The organism is Enterococcus sp. DIV0755b, assembly GCF_051713765.1.
GTDB classification, from domain to species: Bacteria; Bacillota; Bacilli; order Lactobacillales; family Enterococcaceae; genus Enterococcus_C; species Enterococcus_C canintestini.
In genome coordinates this window covers 1609601-1629210 of record NZ_JBIOQN010000001.1, presented here as the reverse complement: position 1 = coordinate 1629210, position 19610 = coordinate 1609601, and the positions used below count along the sequence as shown (strand labels likewise).

The following is a 19610-nucleotide window of genomic DNA, read 5'->3' as shown; positions in this document are numbered from 1 at the left end:
TTATATCTTTATTGTACCTTAAAATCCTTAAATGAAGATAAAAAAACTATCCTACCAAAAAGTAGGATAGTTTTTTTATTTTCGTGACAATTGCTTGTAGCGGTCATACCAAATATCGATATAGCCTTCAGAAAAAGGACCTTTACCATTATTAATCCAATCCACTAATATTTTGACGTTTTCTTTTAAAATATAATCAACGTCTTTGGGATAATGCATGAGCTTACTGTGCTGCTCATATTCATCCACATCTAGTAGCCGCTTTTCACCGTCAGGAAAAACCTTGATATCAAGATCATAATCAATATACTTCAAGGCCTCCTCGTCTAATAAATAAGGTGAAGCTAGATTACAATAATAAGAGACACCTTTTTCACGAATCATGGCAATGACGTTAAACCAACACTTTTTATGAAAGTAGACAATCGCAGGTTCTCTTGTCACCCAGCGTCTACCGTCTGACTCTGTTACAAGTGTGTGGTCGTTGACACCAATCATCGAATATTCACTGGTTTTTAAAACCATTGTATCTCGCCACGTACGGTGCAAATTGCCATCGTGTTTATAACTTTGGATCGTTACAAACTCGCCTTCTTTTGGAATTTGCATGCTATAACCCTTCCCTTTTAACCATGATGGTATGTTGGGTATGTTTTACACCGACATCGTAATTATTATAGCAATAAAAGTAAGCCTTGACTAGAAATGTTTATTCACTGTTTGTTTTTTTCCAATAGGTCAACTAACTTTTGCTGTGGCTTAGGGAAAACGTAGTGGTCAAATTCTTTTAAAGGGACAAAGTGACTTTTTTGAGGCAGTAAAAAGTCGGCTTGTTTAACACCATAAAAAAGCAGTACATGCCATTTTAAATGACTAAAAATATGCTTGATCTCACCTAAGTGTCGTTTTTGCCACACTACATCTTTAGGCAACACCTCAGGTAAAGAGATATCTTCTGCTACTGAAAAAAGATTTAATTCATGACTTTCTTTATTAAAATTTTTTTGCCCGAATTCAAACGTCTCCTTACTAACTTCAATTAAAGGAAACGTCCACATCTTTGCCAACAACCCGTCATCTGCTCTTTGTGTTAATAAGTATTCACCTTGCGCATTGGTGATAGCTGTCGCAAAATAATAAACATCTTTTGGTTTAGCTGCTTTTGTTTTAACTGGATATTTTTCTTGCTGACCAGTTTGATAGGCAAAACAAAAGTTTTTTAAAGGACAGGTTTCACATTCTGGTTTTTTAGGCGTACAAATCCCTGAGCCTAAATCCATTAGCGCCTGATTGAAATCTCCTGGTGCAGCAACAGGGATAAGTTGACGCAATACTTGATCAAAAATTTTGCGACTGGCAGGTTTAGCGATGTCAGCGTCAATCCCATATAAGCGACTAACTACCCGCATGGCATTGCCGTCAATGGCAGGTTCGGCTTGATTAAAAGCGATACTAGCAATTGCCCCAGCAGTGTATGGTCCGATACCTTTTAATGAATGAATCTTCTCAATATCAGTTGGAAAGGTCCCGTCAAATTCTGTCATAATTTGTTGGGCGGCTTTTTTTAAATTACGGGCGCGTGAATAATAACCTAACCCTTCCCAGACTTTTAAAAGTTCTTGTTCATCACTTTCTGCTAGTGCTTTAATAGTTGGATATTTAGCAGTAAAACGATAAAAATAAACAATAACTGTATCCACGCGAGTTTGTTGCAACATAATTTCAGAAATCCAAATAAAATATGGATCACGACTTTGGCGCCAAGGTAGATTACGTCTGTTTTTTTGATACCAGGCAATAAAAACTTGTTGCAACTCTTTTATTTGTGCTTCATTTAAATGCTCATTCTTCTTGTTCATCGATAAACTGCTGAATCTCCTCTAATGAAAAGCCTTTTTGATAAAGACTTTGTTTGATTTTTTGCTTACGAATTTGCGGTGCTTTATTTTGATGTCTGCGCCAAAGTTTTTCACCTGCTTTTTTTAAAGCTTCTTTTTCCAAATCCTCATCTATTTCCAGTTCCAAATTAGCCAATACTAAATTGGTAATATCGCCACTAAAACCTTTTTGTCGTAGCGTTAATTGTAATTTTTGTTTTGTTTCTTTAAAACTTTTATTATGAATTTTTTTTAGAATTTTTTGGGCGGCATGTTCTGCTACTTCAATTTGAGTCTTATCATCATATAACCACAGCGCGTTTTCGATTACCTCTGGAGTTAGACCCTTTTGACGCAATTGTTGTTTAATTACCGCCGGTCCCTTATCGCTCAAACGCATTTGCGTTCTAACGTAGCTTTCGCCATAGATTTTATCATCTAAGACAGATAAGTCTTTTAAATGTGCGATAATTTTTTCTCGATCTGAACTAGGAATTTCACGATCTTTCAAATATGTTCGCACTTCTTTTTCTGAGCGCAGCTGATAACTGATATAATTTAATGCCAATTGAACACCGACATCATAGTGCGCATTTTTATTGATTTCTGCTAGTGTCTTTTCGTCTAGCTCGAGTCCTTTTAACAAACGAAATTTAATTAGTAAATCCTCTGAAACTCTTAAAGTTTCACCATTGGATAAATCAACTTCATAAAATCCGTTTTTCCCTTTTGCTACCCGCGCAACAGTAATCATCAGTAAGCCTCCTTTACCAGTTTTCATGAATAGATAAAACACGAATATATGTTTGTAGTGTACCATAAAGTACTACTTGTCTAAAGCCTTTCGGTTGGTTTTGTTTCTGAATAGATTATGTTAAGATAACTACAGTAAAAAGACAAAAAGAACAGCACTTTTTATAATTGCTGTCACAAACAAGGAGCCAGCTATGGAACAAGTTGTCAAACAGGGACAAAAAATTAACGTCACGATTAAACGCTTGGGTATTAATGGAGAAGGAATTGCCTATTTCAAGCGCTTAATCGTCTTTATACCCAAAGCTTTACCCGGAGAAAAACTAACCGCTCAAGTTACAAATATTACTGCAAAATTCGCTGAAGCTCAGATTTTACAAATCATAAAAAAAAGTCCACATCGGATTACGCCCCCTTGTATTTTTTATGATCGTTGTGGTGGCTGCCAGTTGCAACATTTGACTTATGACAAACAATTAGATTTTAAACGCGATTTATTGCAACAAGCTTTAACAAAATTCAAACCAGCTGGTTATAAAAATTACGTGTTAAAAGAAACTATTGGGATGGAAGACCCATGGCGTTATCGTAATAAAGCGCAATTTCAACTACGATATAATACGAAAAAACAAAAAGCTGAAGCTGGTCTTTACGAAACGGGTTCGCATAACTTAGTGGCAATTGATAACTGTCTGGTGCAAGAACCAGACACACAAGCTGTTATGAATACGACGGTACAATTAATTAATAAATATCAAATTCCAATTTACGATGAAAAGAAAAATAGTGGGATTTTAAAAACATTGATGGTACGAAAAGGGGTACAAACTGGTGAAGTCCAGTTAGTATTTATTACACATACTAATAAATTACCCCAAAAAAACAGCTTAATTCGTGAGTTAACCCAGCGTTTACCTTTTTTAGTCTCTATTATGCAAAATGTTCAAAATAAAAAGACGTCACTGGTTATGGGAGAACAGACCGAACTTTTATGGGGAAAAGAAAGCATCGCAGAAGCATTGGATGAATTGCAATTTGATTTGTCTGCTCGCGCTTTTTTCCAGTTAAACCCGTATCAAACAAAAATTTTATACGATGAAGCCCGCAAAGCACTGGCTTTATCGCCACAAGAAACATTGGTAGATGCTTATTGTGGTGTCGGGACAATTGGTCTTTCGATGGCAAAAATAGCGAAAGAAGTACGGGGAATGGACACAATCGAACAAGCCATTTCAGATGCTAAGCGCAATGCCAAACGCTTAGGTGTGACAAACACCCATTATGAAACTGGAACAGCTGAAGAACTCCTTCCTCAGTGGTTAAAAGACGGTTTTAGTCCGGATGCCATTGTCGTAGATCCTCCCCGCACTGGTTTAGATCAAAAATTATTACGTGCGTTAACGCAACAGCCAGTCAAAAAATTTGTCTATATTTCTTGTAACGTCTCAACGTTAGCTCGAGATTTAGTTAGTTTAGCGAAAGTTTACGACATTCATTATTTACAATCAGTGGATATGTTTCCTCAAACTGCTCGCTGTGAAGTTGTTGTAAAAATGACGAAAAAGTAAATTAAGTAATGAGCTTCATTCAAGTAAGAAGAGAAAAATACTACGAAATAAAATCAATACTTTAGCTACAAAAAAAGGCTACTGGAAAAATCCAGTAGCCTTCCTTTTTTTCTTAAAATTTAACTGGTGTTGCCGTAGCTTGTAACACTTCGTTTAACTCTTCAATGTTTTTGCGACCTTGTGTCCGCATCCATTCTCTTGCAGCTTCTTCGCCCCCTGTGATAAATGGTTCTACACCATTAGCCCAAGTTGCCCGACCACATAAGACACCATTGAAAGTGGAGCCGGCTTCTTTAGCGAATTTCAATGTTTCTTGGAATAATTCTGCTGAAACACCTGCTGATAAGAAGATAAATGGCAGATTCGTTGCTTCTGATTGTTCTTTAAAGTAAGCCATCGCTTCTTCTTTTGTATAAGCAACTTCACCTTCTGTATAGCCTTCAACATAGTTCATGTTAACAGGCACTTCCATTTTCAAGACATCTACACCATAACGTGGTTTTGAAAATTCTTTCATCATTTCAATGACTTTATGTGGTTTTTTCAACGCATATTCTTTCGTGCTAGCATCGGCATCGTTAGCGTCATAAGATACTAATTCTAAGAAGAATGGTAAATCTTCTGCCGCACATTCCGAACCGATGCGTTCCATGAAGGCTTTCTTTTGGTCGTTAATTTCATCACTTTCATCCACATCGTAGTAAAGTAAGAATTTACATGCATCTGCTCCAGCTTCTTTTAGTCGTTTCACAGACCAAATCGACAAAATATCTGGTAAGCGTCCTGGTGTTGAAGCATCATAACCAGTTTTTTCATAAGCTAATAATAAACCAGCATTTTCATCTCTTACTTTTGCTGCCGGTAAACCATATTCTGGATCCAGTAAGATAGAAGAAGCATATTGGGTTAATTCTGAAGAAACGATTTTTTTGAATTCTTCAATTTGTTCTCCTTGGGCTTCTTGGTCTTGGTATTTATTGATCATTTTCTTTAAAGCGCCCCGTTGGTCAATAGCTAGTGCGGAAATCACACCGTTTTTGTCACTTAATTGTTTGATATAGGCTTTTTTTGCTTCGGTTGTCATATATATTCCTCCTAAAATTTTTCTAAACTAAAGACACGTCCAGTTGATCAAATAGATCTTGATAATGATCCAAATTTACATGTCCGGTTACTGCTTCTTGCGCATTAAGCATACCCAAAACATTGGCTTTTTTCAAGATGTCTTCATCTGAATCACCATTATTAATTGCCGAAGTTAATCCGGCTACAGTCGAATCTCCAGAGCCAACTGGATTCACAACCTCAATTTTGGGAATTTTTACCCGATAAAACTTATCGTTATGTTTTGCAAAGGCACCCTTAGCACCCATTGAAACTACAATCCACTCTACTCCATCAAATAAACGATCTTGAAGTGCAGCTTTTAATGCCGCAATATCATCACTAACATCTCGACCTAATAAATCCGCTAATTCTTCGGTATTGGGTTTAATGAGTAGTGGTTTGGCATCTCCTTTTAACACTAACTTCAAAGATTCACCAGAACAGTCCAAAACAACTGGTTTATGTTGTTCATTGCAAATTGCAATCATTTTTGCGTAAAAATCTTTGGGTAAGCCCGTTGGTAGACTGCCGGAAAAAGACAAAATGCTAGCCTTTTTAACTAAATCAGTAAAGTGTTCTAAGAAAATTTCAGCTTCTTTATCTGAAATAACCGGACCACTTTCTAAGATTTCAGTTTGCTTTTCCTCATGTAAAATCGCAATACAGTTTCTAGTTTCACCGTCGATTTGACTAAAAGAATGTGAAATGCCAGCTTCATCTAAGTCTTTTTTGATGCTTTCACCTAAAAAGCCGCCTAACAGACCACTTGCTGTTACATCATCTGCTAATTGTTTTAACACTCGGGTTACATTTAATCCTTTACCACCGGCAGTTTTCTTTACGTCAACGACCCGATTGACAGTATCAAGCTTAAACGTTTCAAGGGGATACGAAATATCAATCGAAGGGTTCATCGTAATGGTTACGATCATGCTAAGACCTCCATTTAATAAATTATTTTATTAGTTAGTCGTGGTACTCGCCACGATCCCATTTTTCTAAAAATTCATCAAAATAATGGGGATCTGCTTGGGCTGGTTTTTCCCCTTCGACAGCATTGATTTTTGCAATTAACGCTTCATTTTCCGGCGTTTTTTGATAATCGGCTTTAATAAACGCTTCAATAATATCATTAATTAAAAATTCACCTGTAATCTTACCACCAAAACCAATGACATTGGCATTTAATTGTTCTTTGGCATAAATGGCCGTCGTCATATCTCGTACTAAAGCCGCCCGGATACCGGGAACTTTATTGACTGAATTGGTAATCCCTACGCCAGTGCCGCAAATCGTTACGCCTAAATCCGCTGCGCCACTTGTGACTGCTTCGCCGACCCGTTTCCCATAAATTGGATAATGCGTCCGGGTAAAATCATATGTCCCACAATCGATTACTTCATAACCTTTACTTTTTAAAAAATCGGAAACAGCGATTTTCGTATCTGTGACAATGTGGTCACAACCAATTGCAATTTTCATCATTTTTCCTCCATTTTATTACGCCATTTTATTTAACATATCTACACGAATTTGATGGCGTCCACCATCATAGTGCGCTGCTAGAAATTCTTTAACGATATTTTTAGCTAGTTCTTCGCCGACTATTTCTGAACCAATAGTAATCATGCGGGCATTGTTATGTTCTCTTGTCATATAAGCGGAACGTTCATCGGAAACTTCAGCTGCGACCATACCTTTCACTTTAGTTGCGACCATAAAACTGCCAGCGCCATAACCATCAAAAGCAATACCCATTGACCCATCATTTGCTTTAATATCTTCGGCAATCGCTAAAGTAGAATCAACAAAGTCCGCTCCGGCTACTGTCTTATCTACGACTTCATAACCTTCACTCACTAAGTAATCCTTTATAACATTTTTTAATTTTTCTCCTTGTGCGTCAGCACCAATTACAACACGCATCGTATTTCCTCCTAATGTATGATATTTGTATACTGTTCATAATGATTCTTTACAACTTCGCTGATTGTATCATCTGTATAAAGCGCATCGATCTCGTTTAAGTTATAAAAATTATAGAAATCACTTTGATTAAATTTATACGCATCGGCAACTAGAAACTTTTGTTGGGCTTTATCTAAGACAAGTTGCTGAAATTTGCCTTCTTCTATACTAAATGTCGAGACAAATTCTTCCATAATTCCATTAACACCGACAAAAGCTTTTTGAATACTTAGCTTTTGAATTGTTTCATTGGCAATTGATCCGACAAAAGCACCCGTAATTTTGCGATACGCCCCACCAATGAGATACAAATCATAGTGATCGTTAGTGGTAAGTAAGTTAAACACAGGTAGACTATTGGTTATAATTCGTAATTTTTTCTTAGGCAAATATTTTGTCATCAATTCAATTGTCGTCCCCGGTCCTAGAAAAACTGTATCATTTTCATGAATTGCTTCTGCGGCTTTTTTGGCAATAAACTCTTTTTCACGACTGTGTAATTGCTTTTTTTCACCATGGGATAATTCTGTCGGTTTTTCATTTTCAAAATTAAGACTCTTGGCGCCACCATGAACTCGAATCAACAAGTTTTGAGAAGCCAATTCATCTAAGTCACGTCGAATTGTCATATCGGAAACATTTAATTGTTCTTGAATGAACTTCACCGTAACTACACCATGCAATTCACATAATGCAACAATCGCTTGTTGGCGTTTTGTTTTTAGCATCTCATCACCTTCCTCTATCATAATAAAACATTTACAAACATTTATCAACAATTATTTTGTAGATAATGTTTTATTTTTTGCGTTTTTTACAATGTTTTTCCTTATCCCTCACATTAAAAACAAAAAAACAAACACTTTATAGTAGTAAAGTGTTTGTTTTAACTCAAAAGATAATTATTTTATGACTTGAACTTTATCTTCAAAAATTTGCGAACTGTTGTATTCATCAGGGTTTGTTATAACAGCAGTCACATCTTTTAAGCGATAAAAAGTATAAAAATCTTCTTTATCGATTTTGGAAGTATCCATCAACAAGTAACGTTCAAAAGAATTTTGCAATGCGATAAGCTGCGTTTGTCCTTCTTCAATCGTGGCTGTCATAATTTTGTCTTCCTTTAAGGCATTGCAACTAAAAAAACTTTTATGAAAGTGCATGTCAGCTAAAGACAGATTGGCAATTTCGCCAAAAAAAGAACGTGTCCGCATCCGCATCTCGCCACCGATTAAATAGACTTTTAAGTTTCCCGGCTTCTGGCTTAGCGTTTCAAAAACAGGTAGGCAATTTGTCACCACTCGTAACGAATCATGCTGAATTAATTGAGCCAATACTTCAATCGTTGTACCCGGCCCTAAAAAAATTGTTTCCTCTTCTTTTATCAATTCCAACGCTTTTTGTGCGATTAACTTTTTTTCAGCCATGTTTATAATTTGTTTATCAGAATGAGATAGTTCTTCGTAACGATAAGTATGGACGGTTTTGGCGCCGCCGTGAACCCGCTTTAAGCGCCCTTGTTCTTCTAATTCAGTTAAATCTCGCCTAACAGTCATATCCGATACATTCAAGCGCTCGACAATGTCGGACACGCGAATCGTTCCTTTTTCATCTACTAAAGAAACGATAGCATTAAATCGTTCTTCTTTTAACATCCCTACTCCTCCTTTACACGCATTTTTTTAAATTCTATTACGCTATTTCAAAATAAAATAATAGTTGAAAAGGACTGTGAACAAAGACTTGTCACAGCCCCTTATTTAAATAAACGGCATTTCATTAGTGGTTTTATTGATAGATTCTAAAATAAAAAAGTTAATTGTCACTATCGACTTTATCTTTTACAACAAAATTTGTTGTAATTTTAGTGTCTAGTCGAACATAGAATCAAATAAAGACAGTTGGTTTTCATCTGGTAAGTCTTTTAAAACGCCATTTTCTGACATATATTCAATCAGTGTTTTAGAAACTTTCCCACGATTAGCTAAATCTTCTTTTGAAAGAAAAGGACCATCTTTTCTAGCTTCCACGATTTGTTTGGCAACGTTAATTCCCAAACTTGGTACTGCTCGAAATGGTGCGATTAACTTATTGTCTTCAATGACAAAATTCACGGCATCTGATTTATACAAATCAATCATACCAAATTCCAAACCTCGCTCTAACATTTCATTGGCGAGTTCTAAAACCGTCAATAAATTCTTTTCTTTGGTGGAAGCTTCCATCCCTTTGTCGGTGATTTCTTTCATACGATCTTTGACTGCATCTTTTCCTCGCGTCATAGAAACTAAATCAAAGTCATCTGCCCGCACTGAAAAATATGCACAATAATATAAAATTGGATAATAGACTTTAAAATAAGCCACCCGTAACGCCATCAAGACATACGCTGCCGCATGGGCTTTAGGGAACATATATTTAATTTTAGAACACGAATCAATATACCAATCCGGCACATTATTTTCCCGCATAGCTGTTAAATAGGTTTCTCTTAAGTCATCTGGAATTTTATTCCATTGACCTTTACGGACTGTTTCCATAATTTTAAAAGCCATCCCACTTTCAAGGCCCGCATGCATTAGATAAACCATGATGTCATCCCGACAACCAATTACTTCGGCTAAGGTAGCTTTTCCTTGGCGAATCAATTCTTCTGCATTTCCTAACCAAACGTCGGTACCGTGAGAAAGACCAGAAATTTGTAATAATTCAGCAAAAGTTGCCGGATGCGTTTCTTCTAACATCCCTCGGACAAAACGCGTCCCGAATTCAGGAATTCCTAAAGTACCAGTACGAGAATAAATTTGTTCTTCTGTTACATCCAAAACTTCAGGCCCATCAAAAATCCGCATAACATTTGGATCATCTGTCGGAATTGTTTTTGGATCAATACCAGATAAGTCTTGAAGCATCCGAATTACTGTTGGATCATCATGGCCTAAGATATCCAGTTTTAAGATATTGTCATGAATCGAGTGAAAATCAAAGTGAGTTGTTTTCCACTCTGCACTTAAATCATCGGCTGGATATTGAATTGGCGTAAAATCATAAACATCCATATAATCTGGAATAACAATAATCCCCCCCGGATGCTGACCTGTCGTTCGTTTCACGCCAGTAGCACCTTGGGCAAGCCGATCAATCTCTGCAGCGCGCAATTGCATATTATGATCACGTTCATAACCTTTAACAAAGCCATAAGCTGTTTTATCGGCCACAGTACCAATTGTCCCTGCCCGATAAACGTAATCTTCACCAAATAGCACTTTGGTATAGTTGTGAGCTTCAGGTTGATATTCTCCGGAGAAATTCAAATCAATATCTGGCACTTTATCGCCTTTAAAACCTAAAAAAGTTTCAAAAGGAATATCATGCCCATCTTTATTTAAGCGAGTGCCACATTTAGGACAAGCTTTTTCCGGCATATCAAAACCTGAACCGTAAGATCCATCTTCATAAAATTCTGAGTACTGACAATTTGGACAATAATAATGCGGCGCTAGGGGGTTTACCTCGGTAATCCCAGTCATTGTCGCTACAAAACTAGAGCCCACTGATCCTCTGGAACCAACCAAGTAGCCATCTTCATTACTTTTATGCACCAATTTTTGAGAAATCAAATAAATAACGGAAAAACCATTACCAATAATCGATTTCAACTCTTTTTCCAAGCGTTTTTCAACAATGTCAGGTAACGGATCACCGTATAATTCTTTGGCTCGGTTATAACTTAAATTGGTGATTTCTTCTTCTGAACCTGGAATTTTAGGGGTATATAATTTATCTTTCACTGGAATAACTTTTTCACAAGAATCTAAAAGTTTATTGGGATTTTCCACGACAATTTCTTTAGCCACTTCTGATCCTAAAAATTGAAAGGCGGTTAACATTTCATCCGTCGTGCGAAAATGAACCGCTGGTAAACTGTGACGATTTAGTGGGTTGGCACCACCTTGGGAGTTAATTAAAATTTTGCGGTAAATCGCATCTTCTTCGTTCAAATAATGAACATTCCCTGTCGCCACTACCGGTTTATCTAGCTCATGACCAATCGCTACCAAATTACGAATAATTTCTTCTAAATCTGCTTCATTCTTGACTAGTTCTTGTTCAATCAATGGTGCATATACTGCTTTTGGCATGACTTCAATATAGTCATAAAACTTGGCTCTTTCCTTTGCTTCTTCGACACCTTTTTGCATCATGGCGACAAAAACTTCACCTTTATCACAAGCAGTTCCCAATAAAAGACCTTCCCGTAATTTTGAAATTTCTGAGCGAGGTATTCTTGGAACACCACCGTGGAAATATTTCACATTTCCCATTGAAATTAACTTAAAGAGATTTTTTAAGCCGGCTTGTGTCTGCGCCAAAATGGTCGCATGAAATGGCCTTGCTGCTTTAAAGGAGTTTTCACCACCAACATGGCGGTTTAAATCTTCATGATAGTGCATATCATGATTTTCAATTGCTTCTTTGACAAAAATCCAAGCCAGATGTCCGGTTGCTTCAGAGTCATAGATTGCCCGGTGATGTTGTTCTAAGCCAACACCAAATTTTTTCGTTAAGACCCCTAAACCAAAACGCTTAAATTCTGGATACAAATAGCGTGCCAATTCCAAGGTATCAATCACTGGATTTTTTGCTTCCGGCATTTCCAAACGTTTATAAGTAGTATTAATAAATCCCATATCAAAAGAAGCATTATGGGCGACTAAAACACTATCTTTGGCAAATTCAGTAAATAAAGCCATCACTTCTTTTTCTGGCTTTGAGCCCCGTACCATTTCATCAGTAATCCCAGTTAAATCAACAGTTGTTTTTGACAATGGGTGACCAGGATCAATAAATTCATCAAAAGAGGCAATAACATTTCCCTTATGCATCTTCACTGCCGCTAATTCAATAATCGTATCATAGACGGCAGATAGCCCCGTTGTTTCCACGTCAAATACGACGTAGGTTGCATCGGTTAACGATACATGAGCTGGATTATAAGCAATTGGTACACCATCATCCACTACATAAGCTTCAACACCGTACAAAACTTTGACACCTGCTTTTTCACCAGCATGGTAAGCATCTGGAAAACCTTGCGCGCCACCATGATCTGTAATAGCAATCCCACGGTGTCCCCATTTTCCGGCTTGGGCGACTAAATCAGAAATACTATTGGTTGCATCCATTGTACTCATATTAGAATGTAGGTGTAGCTCCACTCTTTTTTCATTTTCAGGTGCATAATCTTTGCGAGGTTCGTGTTTCACTTCGGCAATATCTTGTGCAATCATGACTAAATCGCGTTGGAAAGTATCTTCTTGGATACTACCGCGAATTTTCAGCCATTTACCTTTTGTTAATGCTTCAAAGATTTGTTCATCTTTTTCACCATTGGAAAACTTTTTCACGATGAAAGAAGAAGTATAGTCAGTTACTTTCAATGTTAAAAGTTTCCGTTTTGTCCGTAATTCCCGCACTTCTGCATCAAAAACAAAACCTTCAAACGTAACCCGTCTTTCTTCTTCAATTATATTGACCATTGGTGTAATTGGTTCATCACTAGGAATATTGCGACCTAAAACAAGTGGTCCTAGCACCGGATTTTTCTCTTGTTTTTTCTTTTGCTCATGAAGGGCCATGTTCTCTTGCGCTTGTTGCATTAATTGTGCATGTTGCGCTTCTTGCCTTTTGGCCATTTCTTGCATGGCTTGGGCTCCTTTTGCTTCGTCAAAACGAGGTTCAATCCGAAACTTAGGAAAACCAAAATCTTGATAACTCAACTCAAGTTTTGGTAGATACTCACTTGTTAAATAAGAAATAACCGCTTCATTTACCACCGGCAAAATAATTTTATTATCTTCTAGATAAGGAAGTTGTCCTTTTACAGCTTGTTCAACTGCTTTTGTACTACAATTTTGCTGCATAGCCAATAGCCAATAATCTTGTAATAGTGCTTCGTTAAAATCAGCCTGACTAACCTTAAGATGCAATTTCACGCTCGCAATTTCATTGAATGCTAATTGCAATTTTTGCCAAATCTTTTGATACAATGTAGCTGGTAAAATTTCTGCTAAAGATAAGGTGAATTCCCAGACACGCGATTTCCGATGTACCACAACTTCGGTAATTTCGCCGTCTTTTAATAAGGGATGTTGCCTTTCTTCTGGCGCTAAATCAATTTGCTCTAATAAAATCGCAAACCGTTCATTTTCATTTGCCAAAAAACCTTCCCCCTTTTTTATAAAAAGCTTGAAGCATCAAAATAAACTTCAATTAATTTTGCTTAATAAGCAAATAAGTACCTAAAAAATCAATTTTTAATCTGAAAATCGAACCATTAAATTTACTAAGGTACCTGAAATAGTATAAGCCATATTTGGAATTATTGCACCCATAAAAAAATGCCAAACAATGAAAACTGTTTGACATTTTTAATGTATTTTTTCTATTTTCTTAAACTTTCAAGCTACGTTTTAAAAGAACCAGCGTTGAATATCATTCCACGTAACTAAAACCATCAGCAATAGCAAAAAGCCAAAACCGATTAATGTTAAAATTCCTTCTTTTTCTTGACTGAGCGGTTTCCCTCGCAGACCTTCAATAATATTAAGCACAATTTTCCCGCCGTCCAATGCGGGGATTGGCAATAAATTCATTACGCCTAAATTCATTGAAATAACAGCCATTAAGAGCATGACCGTCAAAGGACCTTGTTTAGCCGCTTCTGATGACATTTGAAACATCGCCACTGGTCCACCTAATTTATTAATATCTGGTTTGGCAATTAAATTACCCAAAGCCCGTAACAATTGGACTGAACTGTTAACTGCTTGTTTTACACCCCCAGTTAACTTCGCTGTGACACTGGTATCCATAGGAACTTGCACCCCAATACGAACCACTTCTTGCCCTTCAACATTTTCTTTTTTAGGGGTAACTTCAGTCGTAAATGTTTCATTTCCTCTTTTAACGGTAAAATGTAAGACTTTATTTTTACTACTTGTAATGGCAGCAGTTAAATCTTCCCAAGAAGAAATCTGCTTACCATCAACACTTTCAATTGCATCGCCTTCTTTTAACTGCGCCATTTGCGCGGGTGAATTATCGCTAATTGCCCCAATTTTATTAGTATTGGTAATCGCTACGCCGCCTTGAAGGAAGGTAATAACAATAAACAAAATAATCGCTAATAAAAAATTATTCATCGGTCCAGCAAAGTTGGTCAACATCCGCTGCCATAATTTGGCAGACTGAAATTGCACATCTCGAGGTGCGATTCTCACTTCAACCCCATCAGATTCAATAATTGTCGCATCATGTAAAACTTCATAACGCATTTGCTGGCTGTCATCGCCATTTTGATAACCTGATACAAATAACTCGTCTTCTAAATCAAATTCAGCCAATTCAAAAGGAAAAGCTGTGGGTAACTGTACTTTGCTACTAGTATTAATTTGCTTTACTTTACCTTCATCATTTAAAACTAGTCCTACTGGCATCCCTGGTGTTAATTCAACCTCATCTTCACCATTTCCCGCCATACGAACGTAACCTCCAATCGGTAAGGCCCGTAAAGTAAATGTCGTGCCATCTTTTCCTTGATGGCCCCAGATTTTAGGTCCCATTCCAATTGCAAATTCCCGCACCAAAATACCAGCTCTTTTAGCAAAAAAGTAATGCCCGAATTCGTGTATAATAACGATTACACTAAACACGAGAATAAACGTAATAATTGTCTTCATGTTGTGTCTTCCCTTCATGCATAGTTTTGTTTTATTTCACCAAAAACTATTTTTCCCACACCTAAAGTAGTGCCTTTTTATTTTAGCATACAAATAGTCTAGACAAAACTTTCCTAGGGCTTTTTGTCATTTTATTCTTTTATCGATTTGAAATCAAATCTTTCAGCAGCTTAAAAACGTTACAAGAAATCTTTTCCAGTAGCAAGTTTCCTACATTCGTAAAATTCCATCCATTCTTCATAAAAAAAGCCTTTAAAAGCTAGCCATAGCGCCAACTTTTAAAGACTGCCTTTTTTTAAAAAATTCCAAATAAGTGCATAATTGGAAAAACAAACAACATACTATCAAAACGATCTAAAATACCACCATGGCCAGGTAAAATATTACCAGAATCTTTCACGCCAAAATGTCGCTTAATTGCCGATTCAACCAAATCACCAAATTGCCCCACAATTGAAAAAATAATCGTAAAAATAAGGACTAACGGTAAAGAATGACCAAAGTCTTGCTGGCTTTGGAAAATTAAAACATAAATCGCAGCTACAACTACCGCAGAAACAATCCCACCTAGAGCACCTTCCACTGTCTTATTAGGCGAAATTTCCGGCCACAATTTATTTTTGCCATATTGGCGACCAACCATATACGCTCCAATATCTGTTGCCCACACGATTAGTAAACCAAAAAATAGAATAATTAAACTCTCAGTCCTGGCACTAACAAATTCACGAAATCCCATACCGACATATAGACTAACTAAAACTGGAAATCCAGCTTCGTCGATGGTGTACATGTTTTTAGAAACGACAGCTGCCCCTAGTAGTAATAATACCGTTAAATAAAACAACGAAAAATTATCCACATTAGCGGGTAAAAAGAAAAACCAGCGCGCTTTTGGCAATACTAGTAGTACCGCACCAATAGCACTAATAATTCCTTCAAAACTAATGATGTTCAGTTCTTTCATTCTAAATAATTCATAAACAGCCACTACAGCAAGCACTGCTGCAGTCACTTCAATTGCTACGCCCCCGACATAAATAATGGGAATAAATAATGCCAGCGCAACAACTGCTGTGATAACTCTTTGTCTCACAACCATTCCTCCTTTGTTTTTACAAATTTAACTATTTTTTTAAACCGCCAAAACGCCGATCACGATTTTGGAAAGTAGCAATGGCCATTTCCAACAACTCGCCATTAAAATCTGGCCACAAAGCATCTGTAAAGAAAAATTCACTATAGGCAATTTGCCACAATAAAAAGTTGCTGATTCGTTCTTCACCACTTGTTCGAATTAGTAATTCGGGATTTTGCAATTCAGCAGGTAGAAATCCTGTCATCAAATGATTGCTGATCACTTCTTCTGTGATTGCATCTTTTTTAGCATCTTTTTCTTTAAATTCTGTATAAATATCTTGCACAGCAGTGACTATCTCTGCTCGACTGCCATAGTTTAAAGCGAAGTTTAGTACCATCCCAGTGTTATCTTTGGTTTGTTCAATTGCGCGGTTTACCGCATCTTGTGTATGGGTAGGTAAAAATTCAATGTAGCCCATTACGTTTACTTTCACATTTTCTTTGATTAGTTCTGGAACAAATTTATCAAAAAAGTCGACCGGTAACTGCATCAAAAAACTCACTTCTTCTTCTGGTCGTTTCCAATTTTCAGTTGAAAAAGCGTATAATGTTAAAACTTTTACCCCCAAACGAGATGCATGTTTCGTAATTTTTTTGACCGTTTCCATCCCTTCTTTATGTCCAGCAACACGGGGCAAACGACGATTTTGTGCCCAGCGACCATTACCGTCCATAATAATTGCGATATGTTTGGGAATTTCCTTATTCTGATCAAATGTAAACGCCGCTTCTTCTTGAACGTATTTATTTTTCTGTGGAAAAAAACGCCACATAAAAAAGCCTCCTAACTATTTTTACTCGCAAGTAAATCATCTTCCCTATTATAGCAATAATCAGAATACTTGCCTATGAAAAGCAAGAATGCTTTTTAAAATTATTAAAGGATGTTATCCACAAAATGGATTTCAAAAGCGCTTTTTTACTCGGAGTAATGTTTCACAAAAAAACTCCTTTCCTTTATAAAGTTGAAAATTTATTGGTAAATTAATCTTTTAATTTAAAATTGTTCCACAAAAAAAGAGGCTATTTTTTTAATACCGTTTATTCGCAAAAAAAGAAGGTGTGACAAGACTTTTGTCACACCTTCTAAAAACTTTTATTAAACTTCTAAAAGTTCTTTTTCTTTATCTGCAGCAATTTGATCCAACTGCTTAATGCTATCATCAGTTAATTGTTGCACGTCTTTTTCTAAGTTGCGCAAGTCATCTTCTGTAATATCACTATTTTTTTCTTGTTTCTTATAAGCATCCATTGCATCGCGACGAACATTACGAACTGCAATTTTAGCATTTTCAGCTTCTTTTTTCACTTCTTTAGCCAGTTCTTTTCGGCGTTCTTCTGTTAGCTGTGGGAAAACTAAGCGAATTACAGTACCATCGCTTTGTGGTGTAATCCCGATATCACTCGTTAGTAAAGCTTTTTCCACTTCCTTAATCATTGATTTATCAAAAGGTGTGATTAAAAGAACTCGTGCTTCTGGTGTTTGAATAGAAGCCATTTGATTAAGTGGTGTTGGTACCCCGTAATAAGGTACTAAAACTCGGTCTAATAAACCAGAGTTCGCACGACCTGCACGAATTTGTCCTAATGTACGCTGCAAGTTTTCAGCGACTTTTTGCATTTTTTCTTTTGCTTCTGTCATAGTTGCATCAGCCATTTATTTCTTCCCCCTAACTGTTGTGCCGATATGTTCGCCTAAAATAACACGACGAATATTTCCTGGTTCATTTAAATTGAAGACGACTAAAGGAATATCATTATCCATACTTAATGAGCTTGCAGTTGAATCCATAACTTGAAGACCTTTTGCAATCACTTCTAGATGTGTTAATTCTTCAAATTTCACCGCAGTATCATCTAATTTTGGATCTGCTGAGTAAACACCATCAACATTGTTTTTTGCCATTAAAATGACATCAGCATCGATTTCTGCTGCCCGTAATGCAGCCGTAGTATCCGTTGAAAAGTATGGATTACCAGTACCACCGGCAAAAATTACAATACGACCTTTTTCTAAGTGGCGTTCAGCTCGACGGCGAATATAAGGTTCAGCAATTTGGCGCATTTCGATGGATGTTTGCACGCGCGTTGGTACTCCTTCATTTTCCAACGTATCTTGTAATGCCAAAGCGTTCATAACGGTAGCTAACATTCCCATGTAATCTGCTTGAGCGCGTTCCATACCCATTTGGGCACCAATTTGTCCCCGCCAAATGTTACCGCCACCAACTACAATTGCCATTTCAACACCCAATGCATGGACATCTTTAATTTCTTTGACGATTTCTTTAATAGTTGGTGGTTTAATACCAAAGCCTTCATCACCGGCTAATGCTTCTCCACTTAATTTTAGGACTACTCGTTGATATTTTGGTTTAACCATTTTGCTTCCTCCGTATCTTCTACTGACTATTGTAGCATAAATTGCGATAATCTTTATACTGTCGTCAGGGTTTGCCGTTATTTTTTTATAACTGGCTTTAAAAAAAGGGAGCGCATAAAATGCGTTCCCTACTATTCAATTGAATAGAATTATTTTTTAACTTGGCTCATAACTTCTTCAACAAAGTTATCTTCACGTTTTTCGATACCTTCGCCAACTTCAAAACGTACAAATGATTTCACTGTAGCGCCTTTTGAAGCAACGTATTGAGAAACAGTCATATCTGGGTCTTTAACAAATGGTTGGTCAACTAAAGAAATTTCAGCTTTGAATTTCTTCAAGCGGCCTTCAACCATTTTTTCAACGATATTAGCTGGTTTGCCTTCGTTTAATGCTTGTTCAGTTAAAACATTTTTTTCATGTTCTAATTCTTCAGCTGGAATTTGTGATTCATCAACATAGCGTGGGTTGATAGCAGCAACGTGCATTGCAACGTCTTTTGCTACTGTTTCATCAGTTGTACCTTCTAAAACAGTCAATACAGCAATCCGACCACCCATGTGTAAGTAGCCACCAAACGCTGCGTTATCGTCTTTTTCAACAACTTCAAAACGACGGAAGCTGATTTTTTCACCAATAACTTGAGTTGCTTCAATTAAAGCTGCTTCAACAGTACCTTTAGCAGTTTCTAATTTCATTGCTGCTTCCATGTCAGCTGGTTTATTCGCAGCTACTAATTCAGCGATTTCTTTAACTAAATCTTGGAACATTTCGTTTTTAGAAACGAAGTCAGTTTCTGAGTTAACTTCAACAACAGCAGCAACGTTACCGTTTACTGCAACAGAAGCTAAACCTTCTGCGGCAATACGATCATTTTTCTTAGCTGCTTTTGCCATACCTTTTTCTCTTAATAAGTCTACGGCTTTTTCAATATTGCCTTCAACTTCTACTAATGCACGTTTTGCATCCATCATACCGACACCAGTCATGTCGCGTAATTCTTTAACCATTTTAGCTGTAACGTCTGCCATTTTGTGGTTCCTCCTCGAAGTTTGTTGCAGGTAGCCTGCAT

The 19610-nt window shown here is 36.9% G+C and carries 17 protein-coding genes; 1 reads left to right on the top strand and 16 read right to left on the bottom strand.

Annotated elements, in window-relative coordinates; translation table 11 throughout:
- Window positions 1–75 precede the first annotated feature (75 nt).
- The 3 genes from ntdP to recX all read right to left on the bottom strand — a co-directional run bounded on the left by ntdP (window position 76) and on the right by recX (window position 2631).
- Window positions 76–609, bottom strand: a complete 534-nt coding sequence (gene ntdP, locus IGI65_RS07735; protein ID WP_071864770.1) for a nucleoside tri-diphosphate phosphatase — start codon at window positions 607–609, stop codon at window positions 76–78.
- A gap of 104 nt (window positions 610–713) precedes the next feature.
- On the bottom strand, window positions 714–1859 hold the full coding sequence (gene mutY / locus IGI65_RS07730; protein WP_438773773.1) for an A/G-specific adenine glycosylase: 1146 nt from the start codon (window positions 1857–1859) through the stop codon (window positions 714–716).
- On the bottom strand, window positions 1843–2631 hold the full coding sequence (gene recX, locus IGI65_RS07725) for a recombination regulator RecX (protein ID WP_071864772.1): 789 nt from the start codon (window positions 2629–2631) through the stop codon (window positions 1843–1845). Before recX ends, mutY begins: the two co-directional genes overlap by 17 nt.
- 193 nt (window positions 2632–2824) lie before the next feature.
- Between recX and rlmD the strand changes: the two genes are divergently transcribed.
- Window positions 2825–4198: a 23S rRNA (uracil(1939)-C(5))-methyltransferase RlmD gene (gene rlmD / locus IGI65_RS07720; protein WP_438773772.1), complete on the top strand. Its 1374-nt coding sequence runs from the start codon at window positions 2825–2827 to the stop codon at window positions 4196–4198.
- Window positions 4199–4310: 112 nt separating this feature from the next.
- Here the strand turns inward: rlmD and lacD are convergent, their stop codons facing one another.
- The 13 genes from lacD to tsf all read right to left on the bottom strand — a co-directional run bounded on the left by lacD (window position 4311) and on the right by tsf (window position 19569).
- Window positions 4311–5282 (bottom strand): tagatose-bisphosphate aldolase, encoded by a 972-nt coding sequence (gene lacD / locus IGI65_RS07715; protein ID WP_412258775.1) that lies wholly within the window; start codon window positions 5280–5282, stop codon window positions 4311–4313.
- A gap of 22 nt (window positions 5283–5304) precedes the next feature.
- The gene (gene lacC / locus IGI65_RS07710; protein ID WP_438773771.1) at window positions 5305–6237 is read right to left on the bottom strand and encodes a tagatose-6-phosphate kinase; all 933 of its coding nucleotides are present in this window, start codon (window positions 6235–6237) and stop codon (window positions 5305–5307) included.
- Between the two features lie 34 nt (window positions 6238–6271).
- Complete coding sequence (lacB, locus tag IGI65_RS07705; RefSeq protein ID WP_095006757.1) at window positions 6272–6787, bottom strand: galactose-6-phosphate isomerase subunit LacB; 516 nt, start codon at window positions 6785–6787, stop codon at window positions 6272–6274.
- Window positions 6788–6805: 18 nt separating this feature from the next.
- Entirely contained in the window at window positions 6806–7231 is a 426-nt protein-coding gene (lacA, locus tag IGI65_RS07700; RefSeq protein WP_095006566.1) for a galactose-6-phosphate isomerase subunit LacA, read from the bottom strand.
- Between the two features lie 11 nt (window positions 7232–7242).
- On the bottom strand, window positions 7243–8001 hold the full coding sequence (locus IGI65_RS07695; RefSeq protein WP_071865002.1) for a DeoR/GlpR family DNA-binding transcription regulator: 759 nt from the start codon (window positions 7999–8001) through the stop codon (window positions 7243–7245).
- 174 nt (window positions 8002–8175) lie between these two features.
- Window positions 8176–8928 carry a DeoR/GlpR family DNA-binding transcription regulator gene (locus tag IGI65_RS07690; RefSeq protein WP_438773769.1) on the bottom strand — a complete coding sequence of 251 codons (753 nt, stop codon included), beginning with the start codon at window positions 8926–8928 and terminating at the stop codon, window positions 8176–8178.
- A gap of 216 nt (window positions 8929–9144) precedes the next feature.
- Window positions 9145–13494 carry a PolC-type DNA polymerase III gene (locus tag IGI65_RS07685; protein ID WP_095006759.1) on the bottom strand — a complete coding sequence of 1450 codons (4350 nt, stop codon included), beginning with the start codon at window positions 13492–13494 and terminating at the stop codon, window positions 9145–9147.
- A 252-nt stretch (window positions 13495–13746) separates the two neighbouring features.
- The gene (rseP, locus tag IGI65_RS07680) at window positions 13747–15015 is read right to left on the bottom strand and encodes an RIP metalloprotease RseP (RefSeq protein ID WP_438773768.1); all 1269 of its coding nucleotides are present in this window, start codon (window positions 15013–15015) and stop codon (window positions 13747–13749) included.
- A 295-nt stretch (window positions 15016–15310) separates the two neighbouring features.
- Window positions 15311–16111, bottom strand: coding sequence for a phosphatidate cytidylyltransferase (locus IGI65_RS07675; RefSeq protein ID WP_071864998.1), 801 nt, complete (start codon window positions 16109–16111; stop codon window positions 15311–15313).
- Between the two features lie 31 nt (window positions 16112–16142).
- Window positions 16143–16928, bottom strand: coding sequence for an isoprenyl transferase (locus IGI65_RS07670; RefSeq protein WP_438773767.1), 786 nt, complete (start codon window positions 16926–16928; stop codon window positions 16143–16145).
- Between the two features lie 326 nt (window positions 16929–17254).
- Entirely contained in the window at window positions 17255–17812 is a 558-nt protein-coding gene (gene frr / locus IGI65_RS07665) for a ribosome recycling factor (RefSeq protein ID WP_071864996.1), read from the bottom strand.
- On the bottom strand, window positions 17813–18538 hold the full coding sequence (gene pyrH / locus IGI65_RS07660; protein WP_071864995.1) for a UMP kinase: 726 nt from the start codon (window positions 18536–18538) through the stop codon (window positions 17813–17815). It lies immediately after the preceding gene.
- 149 nt (window positions 18539–18687) lie between these two features.
- The gene (gene tsf, locus IGI65_RS07655; RefSeq protein WP_071864994.1) at window positions 18688–19569 is read right to left on the bottom strand and encodes a translation elongation factor Ts; all 882 of its coding nucleotides are present in this window, start codon (window positions 19567–19569) and stop codon (window positions 18688–18690) included.
- Between the last annotated feature and the right edge of the window lie 41 nt (window positions 19570–19610).